This is a genomic window from Armatimonadota bacterium (assembly GCA_020354555.1).
Taxonomy (GTDB): Bacteria; Armatimonadota; Hebobacteria.
The window spans coordinates 1072337-1096078 of sequence record CP070648.1; the positions used below are offsets into that span (position 1 = coordinate 1072337).

The 23742-nt window shown below is 66.4% G+C and carries 14 protein-coding genes; 7 read left to right on the plus strand and 7 right to left on the minus strand.

Features of this window, described 5'->3' with window-relative positions; genetic code table 11:
• The first annotated feature begins 101 nt into the window (after positions 1-101).
• On the plus strand, positions 102-1529 hold the full coding sequence (locus tag JSV65_04415) for a twin-arginine translocation signal domain-containing protein (GenBank protein UCH35599.1): 1428 nt from the start codon (positions 102-104) through the stop codon (positions 1527-1529).
• Here the strand turns inward: JSV65_04415 and JSV65_04420 are convergent.
• The gene (locus JSV65_04420) at positions 1526-3022 is read right to left on the minus strand and encodes a rhamnulokinase (protein ID UCH35600.1); all 1497 of its coding nucleotides are present in this window, start codon (positions 3020-3022) and stop codon (positions 1526-1528) included. The genes JSV65_04415 and JSV65_04420 overlap by 4 nt on opposite strands.
• Before the next feature lie 227 nt (positions 3023-3249).
• Positions 3250-5181 (minus strand): diguanylate cyclase, encoded by a 1932-nt coding sequence (locus tag JSV65_04425; protein ID UCH35601.1) that lies wholly within the window; start codon positions 5179-5181, stop codon positions 3250-3252.
• A 160-nt stretch (positions 5182-5341) separates the two neighbouring features.
• Here JSV65_04425 and JSV65_04430 point away from each other — a divergent pair, with 160 nt between their 5' ends.
• Both JSV65_04430 and JSV65_04435 read left to right on the plus strand, forming a co-directional pair.
• On the plus strand, positions 5342-6736 hold the full coding sequence (locus tag JSV65_04430) for a phosphoglucosamine mutase (protein UCH35602.1): 1395 nt from the start codon (positions 5342-5344) through the stop codon (positions 6734-6736).
• A 58-nt stretch (positions 6737-6794) separates the two neighbouring features.
• Positions 6795-9299 (plus strand): RDD family protein, encoded by a 2505-nt coding sequence (locus JSV65_04435; protein ID UCH35603.1) that lies wholly within the window; start codon positions 6795-6797, stop codon positions 9297-9299.
• Between the two features lie 139 nt (positions 9300-9438).
• Here JSV65_04435 and JSV65_04440 read toward each other — a convergent pair whose 3' ends face one another.
• From JSV65_04440 to secA, 4 genes are all read right to left on the minus strand, one after another.
• Positions 9439-13071, minus strand: coding sequence for a carboxypeptidase regulatory-like domain-containing protein (locus JSV65_04440; GenBank protein ID UCH35604.1), 3633 nt, complete (start codon positions 13069-13071; stop codon positions 9439-9441).
• A 205-nt stretch (positions 13072-13276) separates the two neighbouring features.
• Positions 13277-13954 (minus strand): 5'-nucleotidase C-terminal domain-containing protein, encoded by a 678-nt coding sequence (locus JSV65_04445; protein UCH35605.1) that lies wholly within the window; start codon positions 13952-13954, stop codon positions 13277-13279.
• A protein-coding gene (prfB, locus tag JSV65_04450; protein ID UCH35606.1) for a peptide chain release factor 2 occupies positions 13923-15060 on the minus strand; the annotation gives its coding sequence in 2 pieces (ribosomal slippage) (positions 13923-14987 and positions 14989-15060; 1137 coding nt in all). Before prfB ends, JSV65_04445 begins: the two co-directional genes overlap by 32 nt.
• A gap of 79 nt (positions 15061-15139) precedes the next feature.
• On the minus strand, positions 15140-18277 hold the full coding sequence (gene secA, locus JSV65_04455) for a preprotein translocase subunit SecA (GenBank protein ID UCH35607.1): 3138 nt from the start codon (positions 18275-18277) through the stop codon (positions 15140-15142).
• A 442-nt stretch (positions 18278-18719) separates the two neighbouring features.
• On the opposite strand from secA, the gene fdhD reads away from it, so the two are divergent.
• The 4 genes from fdhD (at position 18720) to JSV65_04475 (ending at position 22266) form a co-directional block, all read left to right on the plus strand.
• A complete protein-coding gene (fdhD, locus tag JSV65_04460; protein ID UCH35608.1) occupies positions 18720-19538 on the plus strand; it encodes a formate dehydrogenase accessory sulfurtransferase FdhD in 819 nt (272 codons plus the stop codon).
• 58 nt (positions 19539-19596) lie between these two features.
• Positions 19597-19806 carry a hypothetical protein gene (locus JSV65_04465; GenBank protein UCH35609.1) on the plus strand — a complete coding sequence of 70 codons (210 nt, stop codon included), beginning with the start codon at positions 19597-19599 and terminating at the stop codon, positions 19804-19806.
• A 99-nt stretch (positions 19807-19905) separates the two neighbouring features.
• The gene (moaA, locus tag JSV65_04470; protein ID UCH35610.1) at positions 19906-20913 is read left to right on the plus strand and encodes a GTP 3',8-cyclase MoaA; all 1008 of its coding nucleotides are present in this window, start codon (positions 19906-19908) and stop codon (positions 20911-20913) included.
• 6 nt (positions 20914-20919) lie between these two features.
• Entirely contained in the window at positions 20920-22266 is a 1347-nt protein-coding gene (locus JSV65_04475) for an MFS transporter (GenBank protein ID UCH35611.1), read from the plus strand.
• A gap of 9 nt (positions 22267-22275) precedes the next feature.
• On the opposite strand, the gene tilS is transcribed toward JSV65_04475, so the two are convergent.
• Positions 22276-23703, minus strand: coding sequence for a tRNA lysidine(34) synthetase TilS (tilS, locus tag JSV65_04480; protein ID UCH35612.1), 1428 nt, complete (start codon positions 23701-23703; stop codon positions 22276-22278).
• Between the last annotated feature and the right edge of the window lie 39 nt (positions 23704-23742).

Here is a 23742-nt window from a genome sequence, read left to right on the forward strand (position 1 = left end):
GCGTGCGCTGTTGGCCTCACGCGCCGGCGCAGGTGTCGCGCGACGGGCTTTGACGTGTAACCATGAACGCAGACTTCAGGGCCGTAGAAGGAGGAACACCGATGCGTGAAGCGCCAACCGCGAAAGCTTCGGGATGCAGCCGCCGCCAATTCCTCAGACGCGCCTCCGCAGGTACGCTGGGGTTACTGCTCGGGCCTTCAGTCCTGAGTCGGTCGAGCCAGGCTTCCGCCGCCGGGAAGCCGGACGCGCCCTTCCTCGCCATTCAAACCCATGCCCACGACTACTTCCTTGAGGGCGCGGAAACGGTATGCCGGAACGTAGTGGAGCGCGGCGGCTTCAATCAAATGCTCTTCGCCGCGACGTACGTCCGGGAAGGCAAATGGACGAATCACCAGCCCGGCAATGACTACACCGTCGAGGCGGGCCTTTATTTCGCCCCGGACCCCAAGCTGTACCGGGACAGCGGAGTCGCTCCCCGCCGTGCGCCGAGTGCAGGCATGGAGAGCTACAACGCCCTGGCGGAAGTGTCCAAGGCCGCGCGCAAGGTCGGCGTCGGAGCCTATGCCTGGATATCCGACTACGACCAGCGGCTAGTCGCGGCGGATTACCCGGAGCTGCGGGTAGTCGGGCCCGACGGCAAGCCGGCCGATAGCGAGTGGTTCTGCCCGAACAACCCGCGGGCGCGCGCCTACGTCGTGGCACTGTACGAGGACGTCGCGCGCAACTACGACGTGGACGGCTTCTTCATGGACCGCATCCGCTACAGCTCTCCGACTGCCGTGTGCTACTGCAAGTGGTGCCGCGAGGCGATGGAGCGCAGCGGACTGGACGCGGAGCGCGTCATGAGCACCATGCGGCGCATCGCGGGTCAGCCGGCAGGAACGATGACGCTGATGATCGGCGCCAGCTTCGACAATATCTTCGAGAACGACGATGTCGTCGAAGTCGCGCAGTGGATGCGCTTCCGCCAGCAGACGGTTGCCGACCATGTGGCGCAGGTGCGTCGCCTGGTGGCCGACTTGCGGCCGGAATGGAAGGTCGGGCTCGACCTCATCGGCCCGATCGGGGCGCCTTCAATGGGGCAGGACTACAGCACGCTCGCCGCCCACTGCGAGTGGCTCAAGCCGATGCTGTACCATCACTCGACGGCGCGCGGCGTGCGGCAGTGGGTCGAGGGGATGGCGCAGATGCGCGGCATGACCCCCGACAAGGCCTACGACCAAGCGCGAGCGCTGTTCTTGCTGCAGGGCACTGAGATGCCGCAGACCTGGGACGAGTTCCGCGAAGCCGGCATGCCCGCAAGCTGGGTGTCAGCCCAGACCAAGTACTGCCAGGGCGTCGTCGGGGACAAGGCGGAGGTCTATCCCGGCATCCAGGGCTGGGAGCCCGCGACGACGGACGAGATTCGCGCCATGCTCAACGCGGCGTTCGACGCCGGCGCCCCCGGTATCACCACCTACTGCTACTCGAACATGGTGTGGGAGAAGTTCGACGTATTCCGCGAGGTGTTCAAGGAGCGCTTCGGCTAGGGCCCGCCGTCGAGCAGCGCGCAGTAGCGGTCGTACGCCTCGTCCCAGCCGTCGGGTGAGCCAGGCTCGTACGTTGTTGTCGGGAAGCTCGCCGCAACGATCGCGCGTGCCTCCGCCAGTGATCCGACCTCACCGACCGCGATGGCCTGAATCATGATGTTGCCGATGGCGGTCGCCTCCACCGGCCCCGTCATCACCGGCCGCTCCAGGGCGTCGGCGGCAAGCTGACTGAGCAGCGTGTTCTGTGTCCCGCCGCCGACGATATGCACGCGCGCGATGCGCCGCCCCAGCATTTCCTCCAGCCGCTCCAGCACCCAGCGGTACTTCAGCGCGAGGCTTTCGAGGATGCAGCGGATCACCGCCCCGACGTCGTCCGGTTCGGGCTGCCCGGTTTCGCGGCAGAACTCTCCGATCCGGGCCGGCATGTCGCCGGGGTGCAGGAACGAGGGGTGGTCCGGCTCGACGATGGAAACCAGGGATTCGGCGTCGGCCGCCAGGGACGTCAGTTCGTCGTAGCTCAGCGCCCGTCCCTCGCGCTCCCACGTGCGCCGGCTCTCCTGCACCAGCCACAGCCCGCCGATGTTCTTCAGGAACCTGTACGTCCCCGCGACGCCTCCCTCATTCGTGAAGTTGTACCGCAGCGCGGCGTCGTTGATGACCGGCGCGGCAACCTCTACGCCCATGAGCGACCACGTGCCCGAGCTGATGTAGCACCAGTCGTCGCCGTTCGCCGGCACGGCGGCCACCGCCGAGCCGGTATCGTGGCTTGCCGGGGCGATGACGGGCGCCTGTGTCTCCGTCTCTTCCGCGACGGACTTCGCGAGCGGACCCAGCACCGTGCCGGGCTGGATGAGCGGCGGGAGGATGTCCGTCGGGATGCCCATCTTCTCCAACATGCCGCGTGCCCAGTCGCCGGCCCGCGGATCGTAACACTGCGATGTTGTGGCGATGGTGAACTCGCCGACCGCCTCGCCCGTCAGCCAGTAATGGAACAAGTCGGGCATCATGAGCAGGCGGTGCGCGGCGCCCAGCGCCGGGGACTTCGCGCGCGCCGTCGCGAGCAACTGGTACAGCGTGTTGATCTCCATGAACTGAATGCCGGTACGTGCGAAGATCTCCTCACGCGGGACGAGCTTGAAGGCATGCTGAGACATTCCGGTGGTGCGGGCATCGCGGTAGTGATACGGGTTGCCGAGAAGCTCGCCGTCGCTGCCGATCAGGCCATAGTCAACGCCCCACGTATCAACGCCGATGCCGTCGAGCGCGCCGCCGGCCGCGCTCTGGGCGATGATATCCTTGGTGTGCTGATGGATGCTTGAGGCGTCCCAGTGGAGAGCGCCGAGGAGGTTCACCGGACCGTTGCGGAAACGACCGACTTGCTCCAACGCCAGCTTGCCGTTGGCGAGCGTACCGATGACGCCCCGGCCGCTTTCCGCGCCCAGGTCGAGGGCCAGGAAACGCTTGCCCGCGCCAGAGGATTCGCTCTGTCTCACCTTGCACCGACCTCGCTTCTCAGACACGCGCGCTAACCGGCGGCCCCGCCGGCCTAGGTTTCGGCACGCGGTGTGTCCGCGCCTGCAAGCGCATTCGGACGCCGGACGCTGCGACCACGGAGAAACGCGGCGGGGCGCTTCGAGATATCGAAGCGCCCCTATGGTAAAGCCCCGATGGGGCGTCACAGCGCGGCAGGTTGGGCAGATGCAGTGCGGCGCGACACAGCTCAGGCGCCAACCAGGCTTATCTTCTGCTGGTTGGTGCGCTTGTCCGCGTACATCGCGGCGTCAGCGGCGGCAATCAACGCGTGCAGGTCCTCCGCCTCGTCGGGGAACGTGGCGACGCCGATGCTGACTCGCAGCCGGACCGCTTGGTTGTTGCGGAAACGCGGCCGGTGATCGCGTACCGCGGCCTGAATACGGTCGGCAATGACGCGCGCTTGATCGTGCCCGGTCGCGGGAAGGACGACGAAGAACTCGTCGCCCGCGTGACGCGCTACGACGTCGTACTCGCGCACCGCGTGCTGGAATATGCGCCCCAACTCGCACAGCGTCTGATCGCCGGCCTGGTGGCCGAAGGTATCGTTGATGGACTTGAAATCATCTACGTCGAGGCCGAGCAGCGAGAGCGGCTGCTCCTGCCTGCGCGCGCGGCTCATCTCCTGCTCCAGCAGCATGTACAGGCAGCGCGCGTTGGGCAGACCCGTCAGATTATCGGTGAGCGCTGACTCCTTGGTACGCTCGAACTCGCGCGCGTTTTCAACCGCCAACGAGGCCTGGCGCGCGACAATGCTCAGCAAGCGCTGGTGGTCCTCGGTAAAGACCTGCTTCTGCGTGTGGTAGAGGCTGATAACGCCGATAATCTCGCGCTCGTGAGTCAGAGGCACCGCAAGCACGGACTCGAGATCCCCGCCGCTCGGCCCCGGGCGCGCCCACTCCAGGTCGGTCCCCGGATCGTCGCCGCGCATGGGCAGCCCGCTGCCGGCAACCTTGCCGCTGACGCCCTCACCGACAGGAATTGTCATGCCGACGAGTTCGTTCTCGCGCAAGCCTTGGGCGAACTCGGCGCGGATTGCCGTGCGCGCCTCGTCGAGCAGGAAAACGATGCACGTCGAGTAATCCACGACTTTCTTCGTCTTGCTCGCAATCAGGTTGAGCGTTTCCTGAACATTGAGCGTGGCGCTCATGGTCTGAGCGACATCGTAGAGCGCGAACAGCTCTTGCTGCGCGCTCGCGATGTCGTCATGGATCGAGTCCGGGGCGACCACCCGTGCTGCGCGCCGCGCGGCCTCGACGCCGATGTATATCGGTTCCAGGCCGCCGGCCCGGGCGATGCTGACGAAGGCGGCGACCACCTCGGGGTCGAACTCAGTGCCCGCGCGCGCCTCGACGTGGGCGAGCGCATCGTCCGGGGGCATCGCCTCGCGATAGGGCCGCGGGGACACCAAGGCGTCATACACGTTGGCGACGGACAGTATGCGCGCGCCAAGGGATATCTCCACGCCCTGCTGGCCGTCCGGATAACCGCTGCCGTCGAAGCACTCGTGGTGGTGCTCCACGATGGGCAACACGTTATGGGGGAACTTGATCGGCTCCAGAATGCGCTTGCCCACCCGGGTGTGACTCTGTACCTTGCGCTCTTCCTCTTCGGTCAAACGCTCGGGCTTGTTCAGGATGTGCTCGGGAACTGCGAGCTTGCCGATGTCGTGGAGCAGGGCGGCGATGCGGATCGCCTCGATCTCGGAGTCGTCCACTCCCATCTCCCGAGCGGTGGCAAGGGCAGCTTGCTGCACGCGCTCGAGATGGCCCTGGCTCATGCGATCCTTGGAGTTGATGGCAACGGCCAACGTGCGGATAATCGAATTACTGAGGTCCTCGATATTCCGCCTGCGGTCGAGCGCGCGCTCGATGCGCTCGACGTACAACTCGCGGAGGCAGTGAAGCAGGAACAACAGCGCGAGCAACGCCATCGCAGCGAAGAGGAGCAGCTCGGGAATGGTCAACTCCGGCATCACCAGCCAGGATGATGCCTGCAACACGAGCGTTGTAATGCAGGCGGCAAGTACAATAGCACGCACCACCCAGTCCGTGCGGTTGCGCCGGAAACTGAGCCACAAATCGTTGCCGCCTGCCGAAAGGCGCAGGGCATGGTCGTTCATATGTCACATGAATCTTCCATATTTGAGCGTGCATTCTCAGGGCCGCCGAGGCACAACGGGAGCCCACTCATCCCCTGCGGCGACCGGTGGCTACGACGTTTGACAGGCGCAGCAGGCCCGACTATAATTGCGCCGCGCGATATCGCGCGTAAGGAGTGCCATGTCACCCCACGGCGAGGCGAACGGTCTTCGGGTGAGCTACTCGGGTGTGCGCGGCATCTACGGGGAGTCGCTGACCACGCTCGTTGCCGCTCGTTTCGCCGAGGCGTTCGCACGACTGGCGACCAGATACCGCCCCAAACCGACCGTCATCATCGGCCGCGACACGCGGCCGTCAGGCGAAGAACTGCTGCCGGCGGTCATCGCGGGGCTCACGCGTCTGCCGTGTTCTCTGATAGACGTCGGCGTCGTGCCCAGCCCCACCGTGCAGGTCGCGATGGCCGAGTTGGGTGCGCAGGCAGCCATCATCGTCACCGCCAGCCACAACCCTCCGGAGTGGAATGGCTTCAAGTTCCTCATTGGGCCGCACAATATCGTTCTCAACGGGGAGCAGACGCGGGAGTTGTTCCAGTTGTCCCGGGATGCATCGCGCGAGATGGAGTCCCCCCAGTCGAGCGCGGCGCCCAGCAGGAACCGGGAGGCCCTCGATGCGCATCTGCGGCGCGTCCTCGACCAGGTTGACGTGGAGGCCATCAAGCGCCGCCGCTTCAAAGTAGCGGTTGATTCCTGTCTCGGCGCAGGGGAGGAAGTGACGGCCTCGCTGGCGGACGCGCTTGGTTGCACTGTCGTGCCCGTGCGCGTGGAGCGGAATTCGGAACCTGTCGCCGCTCACCTCGGCGCGCTGCGAGCGTACGTCGTCGAGAACGAGTGCGACATCGGCGTCGCGCAGGATCTCGATGCCGATCGCCTCGCACTCGTCACTGAGACAGGCGAGGCGATCGGTGAGGAGTGCACACTCGCCTTCGCGGTTGACCACCTGCTTCGGCGCTTCGGCGGGGCCGCACCTGTCGTGGTCAGAAACAGTTCGACCAGCCGTATGATTGATGACTTGTGTGCGGCCCACGGGGCGGAGCTGCGCGAAGTCAGGGTGGGGGAGGTCAACCTGTCGCAGGCCATGATCGAATTGACGGAGCAAGGGCGCACGGTATTCGGTGGGGAGGGCAACGGCGGCGTAATCTACCCGCCGGTGTGTTTTGGGCGAGACAGCCTCATCGGCATCGCGCTGATCCTCGAGTACGCCGCGCGAGCGGGCCGGCCCCTCTCCGAACTCCATGCGGCGCTCCCTCAATACCACATCATCAAGCGCAAGCTCGAAGGCCTGGACGGGCACCGCTTGGACGAGGCGCTGGCGCGAGTCAAGCGACTGTTTGCTGCGGAAACGCTCTCTGAGTTTGATGGCCTCAAGTTCACTTTCTCCGATGGCGCGTGGTGCCAGGTGCGCCCGTCGAATACCGAGCCTATAGTCCGAGTCATCGCCGAGGCGCGCTCGCCCGCGACCGCCGAGCAGTTGTACCGCCAGGTCGAGAGCGAGGTCGCCCCGTTGCTGCACAGATAGCCGGCTATCCTCATCACGCCGTGCGGTACACCCGCAGATGGGAAATCGAGCACCGCTAGTGGATCAGTCCGTAAGTGCAGCGCCCCGTGTTGACCCTGGTCGTCCCCCGGCAACCCCTGTACCGGACGGGCCGTGCGACGCGCAGCATCTGGATCCCGCCGCGCCGTGGCGCCGTTTCGCCGCGTCGGTCCTCGACACAGCGGTACTGCTCTTGTGGAGCGCCTTCATCTTCCTCGTTGCCGTCGCGCTTGCTCCTGAGTCTGCTGCCGGCCTGCCGCTGCCGTTCATCGGAATGGCGTCCGCTGTCCTCTATCTGACCATCGGATGGGCGATCTGGGGCATGACACTCGGCAAGTGGGCGCTCGGCATTCGTGTGGTCACCGCCGATGGAAGCCGCCTGTCGTGGGGACGCGCTGCCGCACGCACGGCCGCCTTCCTAGTGGCGTCGGCGCCGCTGAAAGCCGGGCTCGCCGCCATTCTGTGGGATCGCGGGCGGCGCGGGTGGCACGACCACATCGCGGCGACGATGGTGGTCGCAACTCGAACGGCGCATAACCGGCGTGCCGCGCGTGCCTTCCACCCCGAGGCCGACAGCCACCGCAGCGAAGCCGACGTCGCCGGACCTACGTCCGCGCTTCTCCCTGGCCGCCCGTCGCGGCACAGCCGCCTGCTTGCCTGCGGCATGGGCTTCGCCTACCTCCTGCTTGCGCTTGCGCTCACGATGCCCCTCGCATTGCACTTCTCGACGCACATTCCTGGCGCTCCAGTGGAGGGTCTCGAGCAAGACGGCTATATGTTCCTTTGGGACTACTGGTGGGTGAAGACGTCGCTCGGAGACCCCGATCTGCATGTGATGTCCACTCGCTACCTGTTCTGGCCGCAGGAAGTCAGCCTACGCTATCACACCCTCGTACTGCTGCACTCAACTGGCGCAGCAGCGCTGCAAAACGCATTGCACCTGGTGCAGACATACAATGTGTTGCTCATCCTCGCGCTTGGCGCGAGCGCGTGGAGCGCGTTTCTGTTGTGCCGCTATGTCACCGGCAGCACGGCGGCGGGCGCCATCGCCGGGCTCGCGTTCGGCTTCTGCCCATTCATGACGACGCACGCACTGGCACATCAGAACCTGATCGCCGCCGAATGGCTGGCGCCGTTCGCGTATTGCGCGCTGCGCGCCCTGGAAGAGCGTCGGGCGCGCTACCTCATCGGTGCAGGCATCTCGTGGGCGCTCATCGGACTGTGCGAGTGGTACTACTTCCTATACGCGGCCATGCTGCTCGCCATCTTGGTCGCAGCCGGGATCGCGCGTTATCCACGCCGTTGGGCGGGAGCGGCGGCCATCGCGCTCGGCGTAGTCACTCTGGGCGTGGCGTTGCTGTCCCCCCTGCTCGTGCCAATGCTGGTCGAGCGCGCGCAGGGGGCGTACATGCAGCAACCGCTGGGGCGCGGCGCGGCGCTCGGCGGGCAGCCGGGGCTGTACCTCACACCTGCCTTCACGCACCCGCTGCTCGGGCGGGCGGGCGGCCGCATACTGCGCGCGCTCGGATACAGCCGCGCCGAGGCCACTGTCTACCTTGGCCTCGTCGTGCTCGCGCTGGCGCTGACCGGACTTGCTTTCCGCAGCCGACGCCTAATGCCGTGGACTGCCGGTGCCGCATTCTTCCTCGTCCTCGCTCTTGGCCCCCACCTGCGCCTCGGCGACCGCACGCAGTTCAACGCCCTGACGCTCCTGTTGGTCGGCGGTGCACCGGGCAATGGGCTTGATCTCCCGGTCACCGCAGGGCTGTCCTCGCGACTGGCGATGGAACTCGTCGGCGGCGGCGGTTTCCTCACGGCCCAGGAGCGTATCGCTTTGCCGTACCTCTGGCTGTGGAAGTACGTGCCGATCACCAAGCTTGCGGCGGTTCCCACGCGGGCCGTCCTGCCCGCCATGCTGTGCCTCGCCGTGATGGCGGCGGCCGGGCTGGCGGCGGTGCTCGAGGGCCGCAAACCGCGGAGCCGCCTGCTCATCGCAGGCGCAGCGGGGGCGCTCGTGCTCTTCGAGTTCATGCCGGCGCCATATCCACTGAGAGACGTGCGGGCTCCGTCGTTCTATCAGAGACTCGCCCAGCACCGAGGCATGTTTGCCGTCGCCGAAGTACCGCTGTTCGGCGATTGCATGATCGCCATGTACTACCAGACCGTCCATCACAAGCCGATCCTCGCGGGTCATGTATCGCGTCTGCCGCCACACGCGCTGGATTTCGTACGCGGGAACGCCCTGCTCAGCGACCTGCAGCCGGAGCGCCCCGCACCACCCGGCGAGCCGGTGCTGCGGCTCACCCGCGCCGGGGTGCTCGCGGAGGACTTGGGAGAGCTGCGGGCGATATACGGTCCTGCGCTGGCGGAAGCGCGGGAAGCAGGCGTCGGCCTCATCGTGGCTCACGAGAACATGCTCACGCCGCGCGACGTCAGGGCGCTTGATCGTGTTCTTTGCGACGCGCTTGACGTCCAGCGCAGGCAGCATCCGGGCGAAATCATTGCATACCACGTCGGGACAGCGTCGCTGCCGCGCCGGCAATGACCAAACGACTCAACTGGCACCGCCGGTAGGGCGCCGTTCGGCTCGACTCGGTTCGGATCGCCTGCCGGGACCTCGTCGGAAATCCGGGCCGGTCGAGGCCCTCGACCGGTCCGGCTCACGGTGTCGTGGCAGCGCCGATCTACTGCGGCTGAAGGTTGAAATTCACGTACGTCGTCGCGCCGCCGGCGACGGGGATGTCCTTCCTGGTCTGCCCGAGATAACCGCTCTTGCTTGCCCCGACGACGTACGTCGCAGGCGGCAGGTCGCTGTCCATCTCGTAGATCCCCCACGGGGCGGTCGTCGTCGCCGTCGCCCACATGACGCCGCCGCTCCGCGCGACCACCGTCGCGCCCACAATCGGCGTCCCCGACACGCCATCCTTGACTTGCCCCCTGAGCTTGCCGGAGCGCTCGAGGCTGAAGTTGACGAACGTGGTGGACCCGGACGTGATGCCGACGCCGAACTTGTACTGGCGCACGTACCCCGTCTTGGATGCACGCACGAGATATGAGCCAGTTGCGAGATCCTGGTTGATCTCGTAGATCCCGTACGGCGGCTGGCTCGTGCCGCTCGTCCAGACGGCGCCGTAGTCGAACACGTCAACCGTCGCGCCCGCCAGCGGCGCATCCGCGGTCGCGTCGCGCACCTGGCCCTTCAACGTGCCCGAGACCTCGAGCGCGAAGTTGACGAACGTGGTCACGCCGGCGGTCACGGTGATGTTCCACTTGGTCTGGCGTACGTACCCCGACTTGGCGGCAGCCACCTTGTATAGGCCCGGCGGCAGGTTCGCCGCGATCTCGTATATGCCGCTGGCGTCTGTCGTCGCCACGCCCTTTACCTCGTCGTCCACGTAGGCCGTCACAGTGGCCCCCGCGATGGTGGTCGTCGTGCCCGCCACGCGCACCTGCCCTTTGAGCGCGCCGGATTGGTCGAGGAAGAAGTTGCAGTAGCTCGTGCTGCCCTCAGTGACGCCGATGCCGGCTTTGGTCTGGCTCACATACCCGGCCTTGCTCGCCTTGACGACGTAGCTCCCGGTCGGCAGGTCCCTGGCGAGCGTATAGACTCCGTTGGGACCCGTCCACGCGGTGGCCTTGAGCGCACCGCCGAGATACGCCTCGACCTGCGCGCCGTTTATCGGGGTACTCGCGGCCTTGGCCTTGACCTGGCCCATGAGCGTCCCCGACGCGCTCAGGTTGAAGTTGCAGTAACTGGTGGCACCCTCGGTAACGAAGATGCTGATCTTGGTCTGGCTTAGGAAACCGTCCCCGCTTGCGACGACTGTATAGTTGCCCTCCCGCAGCTTCTGCGTGATCTCGTAAATGCCGTTGGCGGCGGTCGTCCCCGAGGCGACCGGAGTCGTGCCGAGGTACGCCGTGACCTCCGCGCCGACGATGTTAGTCGTGGTGCCGGCAATGCGCACCTGGCCTTTCAGCTCACCCGTCGGGCTGAGGCCGAAGTTCTGTTCCACGGTCTCGCCGGGAGTAAGCGTCACGCCGTCGTAGGCGAACGTATCGTAGTAGCGCTTGCTCGCGACGATGGTGTAGCTGCCTGCCGGGAGGTTGGTGTCGATGCGGTAGGTCGCCCATTCGTCTGTATACGCACTGCCCCTGACAACGCCGCCCAACTTGGCTTCGACCAACGTGCCTGGCAAAGGCGTAACCAGAGCCCGGCCCTGCGCACTCATGATGCCATCAGGGTCAGCGATGACCCAGCCCGTGATGATCGCCGACTGGCTCAGCGCGAAGTTCTGCGTGTTTGTCTGGTCGGCGACCACGGTAACACTGCTGCGGGTCGTCTTGATATAGCCCGGCGCTGAGACAATCATTGAGTATGTGCCGGGCTGCAGCGCAACGCTGTAAGCGCCGGTCGCATCGGTCGTATCGGAGCCCAAAGCGATGGCGCCGGACATCGCTTCAACCAACGCGCCGGCCACCGGCGTGCCCGCGCCGGCGACGGTCACCGTACCGGCGATCGTGCCCCCGGGTTGGGCGGTGACGCTCAGCGTGCCCGATGTGGGCAGCCGCGCCTCCAGCATATTCCAGTCCAGCGCGCCGAAGTAGAACGAATGCCCGCCGCTGCTGAGCGTGGTTTCGTAGGAGTATGCGTTGCCGTCCGTGAAGTCCCCGTCACCTTCATCCGCAGGCGCCATGGGCCGCGGCCAGCCGTCGATCACCACGTACACGTCATTGGGACCTGTGTCGTCCGCCGACGTGTAGGTCACGCTGAACGTGAAGACCTGCCCGCCGATGCCGCCGCTTACCGGGTCCACTGCCGCGGCGCTGAGCGTCGGCGCCGAATGACTTGGTGTTAGCTCGATATCAACGCTGCTTTGGCCGGGCGGGAAGGGGATCATCACCGGCCCGGCGCCGGCCTCGTACATCCAGTTGTACGCGTAGCCGTTGAAAGTGCCGGCCGGCACGTGAACCGCGTAATAGCCCTGTCCGTCCGTCGTGGTGTAGAAACCGCCGACATACGTGCCGCCGGTTTCCTCGAGGTAGAGCTCGGTCCACGGCATGCCGGTGCTCGTTCCGGTGAAGGTCACGCGACCGCTTACAGTGTACGGGCACGACTGCATGCTGAAATCCCTGCGCTGGTCGCCGGGCACCGTGACTAGCGCGACATCCGTCATCAGCAGCGTATAGTGGCCACCCTCGTCAAAGGGTGCGACGTAGTACGTACCGCCCGGCAGCCAGAGTTCGTAGCGTCCCGCGCCGTTGACTGGAATCTCGAACTGCTCCGTGCCCTGGGTGGGAAGCTTCGCCCACACCCATGCATCGGGCGGGACGACCCCTCCGGGCCCCGTGACAATGCCGTAAACGCGGTTGGCATACCGCGGCAGGCTGAAATTCACCGTCACGTCGCTCGACCCGACGGTAACAAGCTTGCCCGTGGGCCTGCCATAGGGCCCATGCGCCTCCACCCACGTCCCCACATTCCAGTCTCCCGGGAAGACGCGCAGGCTGTAGTTGCCCGCGATGTCGGTGAAAGCCGCGACCTGCTCGCCGGTGGACGTGTCCCAGGTCTCCACGAGCGCGCCGGGGACGGGGCGGCTCGTATCGCCCTCCGTCACCGTGCCGGCGATGTCCGGCCCGGAGCCCACATGCATGGTGAAGTTCAGCCCCGTCTTCGCCTCGCCCGCGCTGAGGTCAATCCAGTCCAACACGGGCACCCCGCGCAGGCTGCGGGAGAACGCGCCCTCGATGTTGGGCAACGCGCCGATTGCGTGTTGCCCCGGTTGCAGGAAGAGCGCGTAGTTGCCCGCGGCGTTCGTGAAATACATCGCGGCTGGCTCGCCTTCCGTGATCGCCGCAACTGCGACCCCGGCGGCCGGCGTGCCGTCATCGTAGAGCACCGTACCCGAGACCGATTGGGCGGGATGGGTGTAGTTCAGCGAGAAGCCGTGGCCGACGGTGGTGCCGTCCTGATCCACGGCCTGCACGACCACCGATCCGCCGACCCGGATCGGAAGATACTCCGTGACTTGCAGGACACCGCTCGCGGGCTCTTCATCCGTCCAACTGCCGTCGCGGACGCTGCTGATGCCCACGAGCACAGGCTCCCCCGCCTCCAGTTGGCCGCTGGAGTCCAGGTCGGAGCCCAGCACAAAGCGCACGCGCGCCCCGGTGCTCGTGTCGCAGCGCATGGTGATGTTGCGCGGAGTGTTGATCGTTCCGCTGGTTGCGCCGTTGACCGTCATCCACGTTACCGCATTGGCGGGCAACGCGGCGACCGCCAGAGTGATGGCGACGACTGCGATGGCGGCTGATCTCATCTGAATCACTCCCGTGGACATGTGCTGACCGAACCGGCGAGCCGATACTTGGCCGCGCCAGGTTGATTCCACGCACGAGAGGGTGTTCCTCCCGATCTCACTGGGATGGGGCTCAGGGCTGACAGCGGCGGAAGGAACGGATGGTGGCGAAGATGGGTGTGAAGCCTGGAGGGGCAGGCCGCCCCGGGGTCGCCGACGGCGGACCTCACTGCTCCAGCTGAACCGGCTTGATGCGCCCCTCGATACGCGGCGCGAGTGGCTTGGTGGCGACGGCAAAGGCGGTCAGCGCCTGCGCGAGCGTGACTTCTGTGTGCTCACTCGGGGCCGAGTTAAACACGCGGAAGTATCCCAGGGCTCCTCGGGCAAGCGACCGGGGCATGGCGACGCGGTACGTCTTGTCCTGCGCCAGCGCTGCGTTCGTCTGCACTGCGACGAGACCGCGAAGCCTCGCGCCGGGTGACGCGGTCTGGTCGAACGATAGCCGGAGCCGCGAAACGTGAAGGAACCCCTTGTTGGGGTGGGGGAGCAGCGCCAATGACCGCTCCAGCGCATCCTGAATACGCGCCGCGTCCAGTCGCACCACGCTGATCGGCTCGTCGGGGAACACGAGCATCGCGCGCAGCGCCTCCACAGTCACATCGCCGGGCGGGACGGTGACCGGCTGCAGGGCGCTCGCCTGGATGAAGGCGAAGTCGGCCGTGGTCGCCGCGCGCACGGCGTCGGCCACCAGGTTGCCGAGGTTGGTCTCCGCTACCGCGTTCTTCGTGCCATCGAGCGGCACCGTCAAGCGCGCGGTCTCCTGCGACCACGCGCCTCCCTGCGCCCCGATGAGCGCGACGCAGGCCGCGAAGCTAACCAGCGCTTTTCTTATCATCTCTGTCATGTCGGCCGCCTGCCCGGTGCTCCAGGTACGCGCGAATGAACTGGTCAACGTCGCCCTCGAGCACTGCTTCAGCGTTACCTGTCTGATACCCAGTTCGGTGATCCTTCACCATGACGTAGGGCTGCAAAACGTACGAGCGAATCTGGTTGCCCCAGGCGATCTCGCTCGGCTCCCCGCGCATCTCGGCGAGCTTGCGTTCCTGCTCCTCGATCTTGCGCTCCAGGAGCCGCGCCTTGAGCACCTTCATCGCGTTGACCCGGTTCTGGTGCTGCGACCGCTCGTTCTGCGATTGGACGACGATCCCTGTCGGGACGTGCGTGATGCGCACTGCGGAGTCCGTCTTGTTGACGTGCTGCCCGCCGGCGCCGGTCGCGCGAAACGTGTCGACGCGCAGATCGTCGGGGTTGATCTCCACTTCCTCCTCGCGCTCGACCTCGGGGATGACGTCCACGGACGCGAAGGACGTGTGGCGCCGATGGGCCGCGTCGAAGGGCGACAGCCGCACCAGGCGGTGCACCCCACGCTCGGCCTTGAGATAGCCGTACGCGTGCGGGCCGGAGATCACCGCGGTCATGCTGCGGCTCCCCGCCGACTCGCCCGGCGTGCGGTCTATCATCTCCACGGAATAACCTCGATCCTCCGCCCAACGGAAGTACATGCGCGTGAGCATGTCCACCCAGTCGCACGACTCGGTGCCGCCGGCGCCCGCGTTAATCGATATGATGGCGTTGCTGCGGTCGTACTCGCCCGACAGCAGCGCCGCTGTCTCCATCTCGCGCAGACGCCCGCGCAACTCCTCGAGTGCCTGCTCGGCCTCGCGTGCGGCGGCCGCGTCCTTCTCCTCCTGTGCGAGTTCGGCGAGCACTTGCACGTCCTCCCCGCGCCGCGTCAGGTCGTCCCACGGCGCGAGTTCCTGCTTGCGCCGCGAGATCTCAGAGAGAAGCTTCTGCGCCTCCTCGGGATTCTGCCACAGGTCGGGATCGCTGCTCTTGTTCTCCAACTCCGCCAGTTCGCGCCGTCGCTGATCGAGGTCAAAGACCGTCTCGCAGCTCTTCGAGGCGCCGCATCAGGCCGCGGGCGGCTTCGATCAGTTCCTGGGTCGTCATAAGGTGGTCTCCTGTTGGTGCACGATTGGCAGCGGCGATCGCTCCTCCGAATGACTCGGCCTGGCCGGTACGGAGGCCGCTACGCCTTGTTCAGGCAGCACTTCTTGTACTTCTTGCCGCTGCCGCACGGACACGGATCGTTGCGGCCGACTTTCTTCTTGACGCGCTCCGGTTGCCGCTGTTGAGGCTCCTCGTCGCCGCCGTGGCTGGCGTGCATGTGCTGGAACGGCGACGGCTGCGGGCGCACGCGCTCCTTGACGACCTCGACGCGGAAGAGCAGCTTGACGATCTCCTCCTGCATCGTCGCCTGCAGCGCTTCCCACTCCGTGTACGCCTCCTTCTGGAACGCCACCAGCGGGTCCACGCCGGCGTACCCGCGCAGCCCGATGCCCTCCTCGAGGAAATCCATGGAGTCGAGGTGGTCAATCCACTTGGTGTCTATCGTGCGCAGGGTGATCATCCGCTCCAAGTCGCGCACGACCTCCGGCGTGAGTTGTCGCTCGCGGTCCTCATAGGCCTGCACGGCAAGCTCTTGGATCCGCTCCACGATATCGCGCGGCGGGATTTCGCGCAGATCCTCAGGACGCATGTAGAAGTGGATGGGGAAGATCTCGTACAGCGACTGGTGAAGCATGTCGAGGTCCCAGTCGCCGGGATGGACCTCGGAACTGGCGTGCTCCCCCACTCGACTCTCGACGAGCGCGCTCAGGGAAGCGAGGATGCTTTCGCGCAGATCGGCGCCCGCCAGCACCTTGCGCCGCTGCCGGTAAATGACCTCGCGCTGGAGGTTCTTGACGTCGTCGTACTTCAGCAGGTGCTGGCGCATGGAGAAGTTGTGGATCTCGACCTTGTGCTGGGCGTTCTCGATCGTGCGACTGACAATGCGGGATGCGAGCGGCGCGCACTCCTCCCACCCGCCGAGCAGGAAGTCGAGACGCTCCGGCGCGAACAGGCGCATCAGTTCGTCTTCGAGCGACACGTAGAAACGTGACGAGCCGGGGTCGCCCTGACGGCCCGAGCGCCCGCGCAGCTGATTGTCAATGCGCCGGCTCTCGTGCCGCTCGGTGCCGAGAATGTGAAGCCCGCCCGACTCGAGCACCCGCTGCCGGTCGTCCTCGCAGATCTGCTTGGACTCGGCGAGCGCGCGCTGCCACTCCTCCTGCGGAATCTCCTCGGCCGCGTCGCCGTCCGGATCCGAGCCGCGCTCGCGGAGCAGGTCGGCCGCCACCTTCTCCCGACTGCCGCCGAGCAAGATGTCCACGCCCCGCCCGGCCATGTTGGTGGCGATGGTCACCGTGCCCGACCGTCCCGCCTGGGCGATGATCTGCGCCTCCATTTCGTGATACTTCGCGTTGAGCACCTGGTGGGGGATGCCTTGCTGCAACACGGCACGCAGGTCGTAGGTGTGTCCATCGAGGCCGATGATGCCGGCCAGGGCGCGCACGTTGTCCTCGTCGCACGGGTCGGGTGGGATGCCGAACGCCTGGCACAACGCCGGCAGCCGCGCGACCCGCACGTCCTCGAGCTTCTCGTAGGTGATGAGGTCGGCGATGCGGCGTATCTCTCCGCCCAAGTCCTGGCCCGCTTCGAGCTTCTCGATCGCGCCGGCGAGCGCCGCCTCCGTCGCGGCGACCCGCTTGAGTCGGTGCTCGATTTGCTTCATCTCCTCCGGCGGCGTCGGGCGGGACGGGTTGAGCTCGAACATCTCCACCGCTTCTTGCAGGCGCGCCCGCTCGCGCTCGACGCCATTGAGACGCTCCCGCAGGGCCGCGCGCAGCTCCCGGCTCTGCGACTCATCCAGCTTCGGCGTATCGAGCAGCTTATCGTGGAGCAGCATCAGGCGCGCGAAGAGCTGGAGATTCTCCGCGCTCAATCGCTGGCCGAGGTGCTCCGAGACCTCAATCGAACGCGTCCCCACCAGCACCGGCTGCCCGCGGCTGTGCAACTGCAGGATCTCCCCGGTGATGCCGCGGAACTTCGCCTCTTCAGTCTTGTGAACGACATCCGGATTGTCCGCGCGGATCATCGGCTTGTTGGTCGGGATAACCACCACCGGCAGGCCGTAGATCTTGGCGAACTCCTGCTCCTCCGTCTTGGCCGTGCCGGTCATGCCCGCCAGCTTGTCATACATGCGGAAGTAGTTCTGGATGCTCACCGTAGCCAAGGTCTGGCTCTCGCGCTCGATCTTGACGCCTTCCTTGGCCTCGATCGCCTGGTGCAACCCCTCGGCGTAGCGTCGGCCGAACATCAGGCGCCCGGTGAACTCGTCTACCAGGATGACCTGCCCCTCGCGCACGACGTAATCAACATCGAGCTTATAGCAGGCGTGGGCGCGGATCGCCGCGTTCACGTGCTGGAAGATATGCACGTTCTCCGGGTCCGACAGGTTCTGGATGTTGAGCAGCCCCTCGACTTTGCGCACTCCCTCGTCGGTGAGCGTCGCCGTCTTCGCTTTCTCGTCCACCACATAGTCCTGCTCGCGAGCGAGACGGCGCACGATGCCGTCAACACGCTTGTACAGCGCCGTCGGCTTCTGGCCGGGGCCGGAAATGATGAGCGGCGTGCGCGCTTCGTCAATCAGCAGGCTGTCCACCTCGTCCACAATGGCATAGGTGTGCCCGCGCTGCACGACCAGCTCGAGGGTCGTGCGCATGTTGTCGCGCAGGTAGTCAAAGCCGAACTCGGTGTTCGTTCCGTAGGTGATGTCGGCCTGGTACGCCTCCTTGCGCGTCTGCTCGTCCATGTCATGCTGGACGAGACCGACGGTCAGGCCGAGGAACTCATACACCGGGCCCATCCACTCCCGGTCGCGCTTGGCCAGGTAGTCGTTGTGGGTCGCGAGGTGCGTGCCCTTGCCGGTGAGCGCGTTGAGGTAAATGGGCAGCGTCGCTACCAGCGTCTTGCCCTCGCCCGTCTTCATCTCGGCGATCTTGCCTTCGTGGAGAACCATGCCGCCGATGAGCTGGACGTCGAAGTGGCGCATCCCGATCGTGCGCACCGCCGCTTCGCGCACCACCGCGAAGGCCTCGACGAGCAAGTCGTCGAGCGTCTCGCCGTCCGCCACACGCTGCTTGAACTCATCTGTCTTGGCGCGCAGCTTGGCATCGGAGAGCTGCTGGATCTGCGGCTCCAGCGCCGTGATGCGCCGCGCCATCGGCCACATCCGCCGCAGATCGCGCCGCGTTATGTCGAACAGGCTGGTGAAAACCGATTGCATTTCTGTAGTGGGCCGCGCGAGTGCGCACGCACGCCGACGCGCGGCTCAATCGAGCGTTCGAAGCAGAAACGGCGTCCTCTCACGAGGTGCCGACTGACGCCAACTGCATCCATTTGAATTATAGCAGAATTGCAGAGTCTCCGCTATTGGAGAAGCAGCCGAGACTCCTCTGGAACGGAGTCGGTGAGCGTGATTCCCGGATCTACGGGACCCGCGTTCACACACCAACTCCGCCAGTGCCCGTTGTCAGGGAGGTATCGGCCTGCCGATGATGTCTGCGCGAGTGCTTGCTGCACCGGGCGACCCTCCTGCGCCGCACCTGCTGGATACCGGTCTGCCACATCTCCAACTCGCGGCGCTTTACTTTTGACGCCGCCCAGGTATAATTGGTTTTGTGTTGCCTGCTGCGGCGACGCCCTCCCGCTTCCCCGGAGTATCCGTTGTGGCCGACGAGGAGACAACGCATCTAACCGATCACGACGCGACGGCTGTGCGCCGGATCCGCAGGGCGACGCCGCAGGGCGCCGAGGAAATCGAAGACGCGCTCGCGGTGGAGCGCCGGCTGCGCTTCACGCTCAACGGTCGTGAGGTGGCGGCCGTGATGTGTTCGCCCGGCCACGAGGACGAACTCGGGGTCGGGCTCGCGTTGACACAGGGGCTCATCCGCAGCGCAGCCGACCTGCTGTCCGTGGGGCTGCGCGGCGATGCCGAGAAGGGCGACGCGGTCCGCATCGTCGTGCCCGTTGAGCTGTCGCTCAGCGTCGCGGGCCGCGTGACCGCCCGCGGCACGGCGGGCGGTGTGGTGCAACTCGAGGAGGAGTTGCCGGTGCTGGAGGGCGATGGGCCGAGCGTGACCAGCAAGGCGCTGCTGCGCATGGCGCAAGGACTCTCGGCAGGCCAGACGATATACGCGCGAACCGGCGGCACCCACGGCGCGGGCGTATTCACAGCGGACGGCGGGCTCATAGCGCTTCGCGAGGACGTGGGTCGCCACAATGCCGTGGATAAAGCGATCGGCCACTGTCTCCTGGCGGGGGAGTCGCTGGCGGACAAAGTGCTGGTCATTTCCGGCAGGGCGAGCCGCGAGATGGTAACCAAGGCCGCGCGCGGGGGCGTGCCCATTCTCGCTTCCGTGTCGGCAGCCACCGATGCGGGAGTGGACGTCGCGGAGCGGTGCAGACTCACCCTGGTCGGGTTTCTTCGCGATGAGCGGATGAACGTCTACACATGCCCGCACAGGATCGCGGCTGCTGATCGGTGAGTCGGCCGCTTGGTCTCGCATCTCCGCGCCGCGATGATGGTCACGGGAGAAAGGTGCCATGCCGCGAGGAAAAGGGGAGCCCGACCCGAACATAGTCGTGCCCGACGACGTAGCCGCCATGATAGAGAAACGCGGCGGCGAAGCCATAACCTGCGCCGAGTGTTTTGAGATCGCCGAGCGCACGGGAGCCGCACGCCGCGTCGTGGGCGAGGCCGCAAACCGAGCCGGCGTGCGCATTGTGCGCTGTCAGCTCGGGTGCTTTGATTGAGCGCGGGACCCGTCATGCCGGGCGAAGCGCGGAATCCTGCCGGCGTCCCAGCAGGAGGCAACAGCCCCTGCTTCGCTTGGCATGACAGTTGAGTGACGAATGACGTCGACTGACTCCAGTAAGCCGCCGATTCTCGATTCCTTCAACCGCGCGTTCCGCTACCTGCGTGTATCGGTCACCGACCGCTGCAATCTCCGGTGCCGCTACTGCATGCCGCCCGAGGGCATACGCCTGCTGCGGCACGAGGACATACTGACCTACGAGGAGATCGCGGCGGTGGTGCGCGCGGCGGTCGGCCTTGGCGTCACCAGCGTCCGCATCACCGGCGGGGAGCCTCTGGTGCGGCGCGACCTGGCCGGCCTCGTCGCTCTGCTGCGCGACATCGAGGGGCCGGCAGACATCAGCCTAACCACCAACGGCGCGTTGCTCGCCGGTGCCGCGGCGCCCTTGGCGCGAGCGGGTATCAACCGCGTCAACGTCAGCATAGACAGCCTCGATCCAACTGAATACGCGGCAATCACGCGCGGCGGCGACCTGGGCGCCGCGTTGGCGGGCCTGAATGCAGCGCTCGAAGCCGGGTTGAGCCCGGTCAAGGTCAACGCCGTGATGCTCGGCCGCAGTGGAGGAGAGGAACTGCGCGACTGGATGGCCTCATTCCTCGACTTGGCTCGAAGGCTCCCGTTACACGTGCGTTTCATCGAACTCATGCCGATGATTGAGGGTGCACCGTCGGCATGCGGCGGCCCTGCGGCCGCAGATGTGATCACGGCTCTGGGGGCGACGCCCGCCGGGAACGTCGTGGCCGGAGCAGGGCCGGCCCGCTATTGGCAGCTCGACGGCGCACCCGGGTCGGTGGGCCTAATCGCGCCGCTCAGCGAGCCATTTTGCGACCGCTGTAACCGCCTGCGGCTGACCGCCCGCGGCGAAATACGCAAGTGCCTCTTCTCTGCGCCTGACATTGACCTCATGCCCGTGCTGCGCCCGCGGATTGAGCCCCATGCCATAGGACAAGCCCTGTGCCGGGCGTGGGTAACCAAGCCGCAAGGCGGCGAACGCCTCCCATCCGGCGACGTCGTCCGCGCCAGCATGTGCCAGATCGGCGGGTAGCGCGTCGTGGCAGGCACCTCCGGCGTCAGCCATATCGCCCCCGACCTTGCCGAGCGCCCTACCGAGCCGGCCGCGGCGTACCCGCACACCCGCTGGAACTTCACCGTCATCGTCACTGATGCCAGCGCGTTCATGACGGGCCTCGCCTTCGCCAGCCCGATGATCGTCATCCCCTTGCTCGTGGAGCGCCTTACTGGCTCGACCGTGCTCGTCGGCCTCGTCATCGCGCTCCAAATGGCAGGGTGGGTGCTGCCACAGCTTCCGGTCGCCAGCGCGGTAGAGCATCGGCCGCGCAAGAAGCCGTTCATGCTGAAGGTGTGTTTGCTGGGACGACTGCCCGTTGTGCTCATCCCGTTCGCGCTCGTGGTACTCGCGGGCCGCCCACACCTCGTGCTCGCGGTTCTTCTCGCCGTGCACTTCCTGTTCTTCCTGAGCGACGGCATGACGGGGGTGCCGTGGACCGATATCGGTGCCAAAACCATCCCCCCACGCCTGCGCGGGCGCTTCTTCGGGACAATGCAGCTCGTTGCTGGCACTCTTTCCGTGCTCGCCGGCGTCGCGGTGCGCCGCATCCTCGATGACCCGCGGCTGCCGTATCCCAGAGATTATGCGCTGCTGTTCACCATCCAGTTCGCCCTGATCATGGTGTCGTGGGTATTCCTGGCGCTGATCCGGGAGCCGGTGCGGCCGGTACGCGCCGAGCGCCGCGGCCTGCGGCGGATGCTGCGCGATGCGCCGGGGCTGCTCGCCGGCAATCCGCAATTCCTGCGGCTCATCATGGTCATGGCGCTCGTCGGCGTCGGCTCCCTGGCGGTACCGTTCTATGCGGTCTACGCAACTGAGAAGCTCGGGGTGGCGGAGGCGATGGCGGGGTTCTTCATATCAGCGCAGATGGCGGGCGGCATCGTTTCCAGCATGGTGTGGGGACTGCTGTCGGATCGGCGCGGCAGCAAGCGGGTCGTCCAGGGCACTACGATCTGCAGTCTCGGCACGCCTCTCGTCGCCCTGCTCGTGCCGCTCGTACTGGCGCGGCACACTCCGGGCGCGCTGGCCTACGGCTACGCCCTGACCTTCTTCCTGCTCGGCGCGACATTCAACGGAACGTGGATCGGGCCGACGAACTTCGTGCTCGAACTCGTGGGGGACGAAGAACGGCCGTCGTACGTCGCGCTGCTCTACGCCATGAGCGCGCCGCTCGTGCTGCTTCCGATCATCGGGGGCTGGCTGATTCGGGTGACGTCCTACCAGGTCGTCTTCGTCATCGCCGCTCTGTGCGGAGCCATCGCGGTCGGCGCGACCGCGTGGCTGCGCGAACCGCGGGATGCGGCACGCCGCGAGACCTCCGCCGCTTGACCATGCGGCTCAGGCCTGAATCGAGTTCCCCGCGCGTGCCGACTCTCGGCGCGAGAGTCTGACCTGCAGTCGCAGCACCGTCTCCGTCGCGTCAGTCACCTTGAAACGGTCGTCAATCCGCCAGCCGACGACCCAGGCGATGTCGCCCCCGGCGGTGACCAGGGGCAATCGCTCGCGCTCGCTCTGCGGAACTTTCTCGTTGACGAAGAAATCGTGCAGCTTCATGGAGCCGTCCATGCCGAGCGGGACGAAGCGATCTCCCTTGCGCCACGTGCGCAGCATCAAGGGCTGGGGCGTATTCGCATGATCGAGCTGCGCCGCGCTCGGCGGCTCGTCTGCCGCCGGAGCCGTTTCCCCTCGCGGGACGATTTCGGCGGTCATGGTGATCCCCAGCGGCGCGACGTCCGTCGCGCCCGGCACCGCCAGCACGAATTCGCCCACGGGTTCGGCCGCTTCGGGTTCGCCGATGCGCAGAGTCAGCTTGCCGTACCCGCGCTCGATCGTCAGATTACGGGGCAGATGTACCCGGCCACCGGTTTTGCCGTCGTTCACCAGCCGCAGCGCCGCCTCGACGTGATTGTGCCCCAAGTCCGTCGTATCCCCAAGCAGCAGGCGCATCGCCTCGCGCAGGACGCGCCGCTGAACCGGAACGGCGGCACGCGAAACCGAGGCGAGCCGGACCGCGACGGCGTTGGCCTCGCGTTCGACGACGCCGCGCTCGAGAATCGCCGCGCCCTGCTCGCGGAGCCAGGCGGCTTCCTCCGCCGCAAGCTCCGACAGACGCAAGATGGCCCCCTTGACGCCGGGCTGGAAGTCCTCCAGCGCCGGGAGCAGCGTCGATCGAATCCGGTTGCGGAAGAAGGATGGGTCGCGGTTGGACAGGTCGTCGCGGCACGGCAGTTCGCGCTCGGCGATGTAGTCCTCGATCTGCAGGCGCGTCACGTCAAACAGGGGGCGGATGAAAGGGTCGGCCTTCGGCCGTATGCCTGCCAAACCGTCCACGCCGGTGCCGCGCAGAATGCGCATGAGGACGGTCTCGACGCGATCGTCCGCGTGATGGCCGAGCGCGATCCGCTGAGCTTGAGCCGATTCCGCGGCGCGCAGCAGAAACTCGCGCCGCGCGTTGCGCGCCGCGAGTTCAAGCGAGGACTTGTCCTCGGCGGCCAGGGCGCGCACGTCGGCGGATTCCACGGTGACCGACAGCCCCATCTCCTCCGCCAGCTCGCGGACGAAATCGGCTTCCTCCTCCGCCTCGGCCCGGAGCATGTGGTTGAGGTGCGCAACGTGCAGTGTGAGTTGGTATTCCGCCCGCAGCTGGCTCAATAGGTCGAGCAGCGCCACGGAATCCGGCCCGCCCGAGACCGCGACGAGTACACGGTCTCCGCGCTCGACCATGTGGTGGTCATCTATGGTCTTCCTGACGACGTCCAAGAGCATCCTGCGGTCCCCTTGGCGGCCTTGGATGGAGCCGCGCGG